The organism is Tardiphaga sp. (assembly GCF_044340795.1).
Taxonomy (GTDB): Bacteria; Pseudomonadota; Alphaproteobacteria; order Rhizobiales; family Xanthobacteraceae; genus Tardiphaga.
Genome location: NZ_JBIISY010000344.1, coordinates 1 through 4,876, shown reverse-complemented (window position 1 = coordinate 4,876; position 4,876 = coordinate 1). Strand labels below are relative to the sequence as shown.

The window sequence follows — 4,876 nt, the reverse complement described above, 5'->3', positions numbered from 1 at the left end:
GCCTCGCATTGCGTTGTTCTCCTGGCGAGCAGCACAGTCGCTACGAGCCGTCGTTTTCAGCACGCAATCGTCTGATTGCCTCTCATAATACCTTTGTGACAAAGTATTTTCGCTTGCACGCGAATCCGTGATGGGGTTTTGATTGCAGAATCACTATAATTTTGCAGTGCAGCAACCATATGTCGTCGGTGCTGTTATCTCAGCGCCGACCCTCAGGAGCTGCCGTGTCCCTTGCCGATAATATCGAGTTCTTCCGCAACCTGCCGAAAATGCCGGGCGCATTGAACGGGATGGGGCGGCAGCAGCTTCCTGTTGGCGACAGCCCGCTCGAGGAGATCGCCGAATTCGGCAGCAATCCTGGCAATCTGAAAATGTTCGCCTATGCGCCGGACCAACTCGCGCCCAAGCCGGCGATGGTCGTCGTGCTGCATGGGTGCACGCAGACCGCGGCTGGCTACGACGTGGGCACCGGTTGGTCCAGGCTGGCTCAGCGCTACGGTTTCGTGCTGGTCATGCCGGAACAGAAGCGCGCCAACAATAGCAACACCTGTTTCAACTGGTTCGCATCCGACGATATTGCGCGAGACAGCGGCGAGGCGTTGTCGATCCGCCAGATGGTCGAACACGCGGCCATCGCTCATGGCGTAGATCCTACGCGCATCTATATCACCGGCCTCTCTGCCGGCGGCGCGATGACGTCAGTGATGCTCGCCACCTATCCGGAGGTGTTCGCCGCGGGCGCCATCATCGCCGGCTTGCCCTACGGCATCGCGCATTCGACACAGGAGGCGCTGGCTGGCATGTATCGCGCGCCGTCACGCAGCGGTCAGGAGCTTGGTGACCTCGTACGCAAGGCGTCGCCGCATCAGGGGACGTGGCCGCGCGTGTCGGTCTGGCACGGCGCCGCTGATCGGACCGTCAACCCGGCCAATGCAGGTGAGATCGTAAAGCAGTGGCTCGATCTGCACGATCTCCCGGATGCGCCGATGTCGGCGGCAGATGTCGACGGCTATCCGCGCGAGGTCTGGTGGAACAGCGAGGGCCAGACGGTTGTGGAATCCTACACCATCACCGGCATGGCGCATGGCACTCCGCTAGCCATTGCGGGCCATGAGGATGCTTACGGCACAGCGTCGAAATTCCTGCTCGACGTAGGCATCGCATCGTCCTGGCACATCGCCCAGTTCTTCGGTCTGACGAAGCAGATGCCGATCCGCACGTCTGCCCCGGACGAGTCGCGCAGCCGACCATCCCGCCCGCAGCAGGCACGTGTGGAACAGGATCGGCGTAGCATCCGTCGCGATCCCCCGGGCCGCCGCGCGCTCGATGTCTCCGGTACCATCACCCGCGCACTGAAGGCGACCGGACTCATCAAATAGTCGCAGCTTCTGCGGATTGTGCTTCGCTTATCCGTCCTACGGCGGAATGCAATTTGCGCCTGCGATCCGCGCCGGCTAAATTCTCTCCGTAATTCATACGGATTGATGTTTCCGCATATGGCGGCAGAGCGCATAGAGAACCAGGTCGATTTCCTCGCCGGCGGCGGTGAAATGGGCGCCTTGATGCGCGCCTACGATTGGACCGGCACCCCGCTCGGCGCCCCCCCGACATGGCCGCAGGGCTTGCGCACCGCGATACGGATCCTGCTCAACACCTTCCACCCGATGTTCATCTGGTGGGGGGACGACCTCATCCAGTTCTATAACGATGCCTATCGCGAAACGCTGGACGACCAGCAGCACCCCCGTGCGCTGGGGCAGCGCGGCCGGGAATTCTGGAAGGAGATCTGGCCCATGATTGGCCCGCAGATCGACCAGGTGATGTCGGGCGGTGGCCCGACCTGGCATGAAAACCAGCTGGTCCCGGTGACGCGCAACGGCAAGCTGACCTACGGCTACTGGACCTATGGTTACAGCCCCCTCGATGGCGAGCACGGCATCGGTGGCGTCATGGTGATCTGCCGTAACGTGACGCAGGACCATGAAGCCAATATCGCGCTGCGCGAGCGCGAGGCCGAGCTGGCCCGTGTGCAGGAGATCGGCAGCATCGGCGGTCTCGAAGTCGATTTGCGCACCGGGTTCCGCAATCGACGTTCGCCTGAATATCTGCGCATCCATGGCCTGCCTGCGGATGCCATCAACGAGACGCATGAACAATGGGTGGCGCGCGTCCATCCCGAAGATCGCGAGGCGACCGAGCGCAAGTTCATCGAGGCCGTGAAGAGCGGTGCGCGCGAATATGGCGTGCAGTATCGCATCGTGCGTCCGAACGATGGCGCGTTGCGATGGATTTCCGTCAAGGCAATCATCGAGCGGGACGAAGCGGGGAAGCCGCTCCGTCTCGTCGGCGCACATACCGATGTCACCGAGGAGATCCAGGCGCGCGAAGCGTTGCTGCGCAGCGAGGAAGAAGCGCGGCAGCTTGCACTGAAGCTTGCCGAACTGAACGCGACGCTGGCGCAGCGCGTGCGGGATAAGACGCGCGAGCGCGATCGGATCTGGAGTGTGTCGCGCGATCTGCTGATGGTCGCCGACTATAGCGGCGCCTGGCGCACGGTAAATCCGGCCTGGACGCAGGTGCTGGGCTGGAGCGAGTCCGATCTGCTCGATCGAACCTCGCGCTGGCTGGAACATCCCGACGATCAGGCCAAGACGATGGCCGAAGTCGAAAAACTCGCTTCGGGGCAGCAGACCGTGCGCTTCGAGAATCGCCTCCGCCACAAGGATGGTTCCTATCGCTGGCTGTCATGGACCGCCGTGCCCGATGAAGAGCTCATTTATTGCCTGGCCCGCGATGTCACCGAGGAGAAGGCGGCCGCCGAGCGTTTGAAGGCCACCGAAGAGGCGCTGCGGCAGTCGCAGAAGATGGAAGCGGTCGGTCAGCTCACCGGCGGCATCGCGCATGACTTCAACAACCTGCTGACCGGGATCGTCGGCTCGCTCGATCTGATGCAGACCCGGCTTGGCCAGGGACGCACCGAAAGCCTGCCGCGCTATATCGATGCCGCCATGACATCGGCCAATCGCGCCGCGGCGCTGACGCATCGCCTGCTGGCCTTCGCGCGCCGTCAGCCCCTGGTGCCGAAGCCTGTAGATGCCAATGCGCTGGTCGCGTCGCTGGAAGACTTGCTGAGGAGAACCATCGGCGAGAAGCTGCATCTCGAAATCGCAGCTGTCTCTGATCTGTGGTCGACATTGTGCGATCCAAACCAGCTGGAAAGCGCGCTGCTCAATCTTGCCATCAATGCACGCGACGCGATGCCCGACGGCGGCAGGCTGAGTATTGCCACCCGCAATGTCCATGTCGGTACCATCACGGCGGATACGCCGGCGCTGACACCCGGCGACTATATCTGCATCGCCGTCACCGACACCGGCACAGGCATGACGCCGGAGGTACTCGCGCGGGCTTTCGATCCGTTCTTCACCACCAAGCCGATCGGGCAGGGCACCGGGCTTGGCCTGTCAATGATCTACGGTTTCGCACGGCAGTCGAACGGGCATGTCAGCATCGACAGCCGGGTAGGCCTGGGCACCACGGTCAATCTCTACCTGCCGCGCTTCGAGGGCACGGCATCCGAAGCGGTGACAGGCTCCCAGCGCGACGAGCACAGGTCCGCTGGTGAAACCGTGCTGGTGGTCGAGGACGAGCCCGTGGTGCGTTCGGTCGTGGTGGAGATGCTGCAGGACGAGGGCTATCGCGTGCTCGAGGCGGTCGATGGTCCGTCCGGGCTCGCGGCCTTGCGTGGTGAACCGGTCATCGATCTGCTTGTCACAGATGTGGGCCTGCCCGGCATGAACGGCCGTCAGCTGGCCGATCAGGCGCGCGAGACACGACCGGATCTGAAGATCCTCTTCATCACCGGCTATGCGGAAAGCGTCGCCATGGCCGAAGGCTTCCTGCTGCCCGGCATGGAGATGATCACCAAGCCTTTTGATCTCGACGTGTTGTCGCGGCGGATCAGGACGATGGTCAGCGCCTGATCCATCAATCGGCAGGGAGCTCTTCTGCAAAAAAAAAGACGGCCCCGGCAGGTGAACGCGCGGGGCCGTTGATGTCTTGCAATGGAGGTTTACCATCGCAGGATTCTTGTCGCATAGGCGAGCGAGTCCCACATCCCCCATTTGGTATATAAATCCGCGGACTTTGCAGCGATCATTTCATCTTGGTGGCCATCGACAGTCTGGTGAGCAAGGTCGCCAGTTCGGCCTGCCGTCCGACACCCGTTTTGGCGAAGACGCGTTTCAGCACGGTGCGCACGGTTTCCTCTGCGATGCCCAATCTGGTTGACGCTTCCTTCGGGGCAAGTCCTGAACCGATCAGCGAAGCCACGCGGGCTTCGCCCAGAGTCAGGCCCAGGAAATCGCGCACCAGGGCTGGATCCGCGGGTTCCTCGGCGCTTGGCTCGATCACGATGGCGACCGCCTTGGCGCGGCGGACGAAATCGTCGTTCAGATCGGAACGGGGCTTGAGCGACATCGGATAAATCAGCAACGGCCGCTGCGGGGATTCCCGTTGGACGAGGATCGGCTTGGGATCGACCAGCAGATCGACCGGTTCCGCGCGCAGCGTACTCGCCATCGCATCCTGGAAAGCCTGGTTTTCCGCCCGCGATGTCAGCAGCAAGCGCTGCTGATGCAATTGGATCGTGTCACCCATGATCGCTTCGGCCGATTGATTCTGGAAAATCACCCGGCCGAGCGCGTCTAGAACGAAAATCCCCATGCCGAGATTGGCCAGCGCTTCGGCGAGGCCGATCTTGGACACTTCCGCATCGATCAGCTGGATCGAGAGCCGGAGGGATTTTTCGACATAGCGCCCGAAATGGGCGATGACCTTCAATTCCTCCGCATCGAACGGCGCAGAATCAGGCCGA

The 4,876-nt window shown here is 62.3% G+C and carries 3 protein-coding genes; 2 read left to right on the top strand and 1 reads right to left on the bottom strand.

Features of this window, described 5'->3' with window-relative positions; translation table 11 throughout:
• Positions 1–224: 224 nt before the first annotated feature.
• Together ACIQ17_RS30810 and ACIQ17_RS30805 are read left to right on the top strand one after the other, a co-directional pair.
• Positions 225–1,379 (top strand): PHB depolymerase family esterase, encoded by a 1,155-nt coding sequence (locus tag ACIQ17_RS30810; RefSeq protein ID WP_398473284.1) that lies wholly within the window; start codon positions 225–227, stop codon positions 1,377–1,379.
• Positions 1,380–1,484: 105 nt separating this feature from the next.
• Positions 1,485–3,983, top strand: coding sequence for a PAS domain-containing protein (locus tag ACIQ17_RS30805; RefSeq protein WP_398473283.1), 2,499 nt, complete (start codon positions 1,485–1,487; stop codon positions 3,981–3,983).
• 172 nt (positions 3,984–4,155) lie between these two features.
• Here ACIQ17_RS30805 and ACIQ17_RS30800 read toward each other — a convergent pair.
• On the bottom strand, positions 4,156–4,876 hold a 721-nt coding region (locus ACIQ17_RS30800; RefSeq protein ID WP_398473282.1), incomplete at its 5' end, for a helix-turn-helix transcriptional regulator.

Bases quoted from the DNA above. Each gene is read 5' to 3' on its own strand.
- ACIQ17_RS30805 (WP_398473283.1), top strand. From the start codon at position 1,485: ATGTTTCCGCATATGGCGGCAGAGCGCATAGAGAACCAGGTCGATTTC.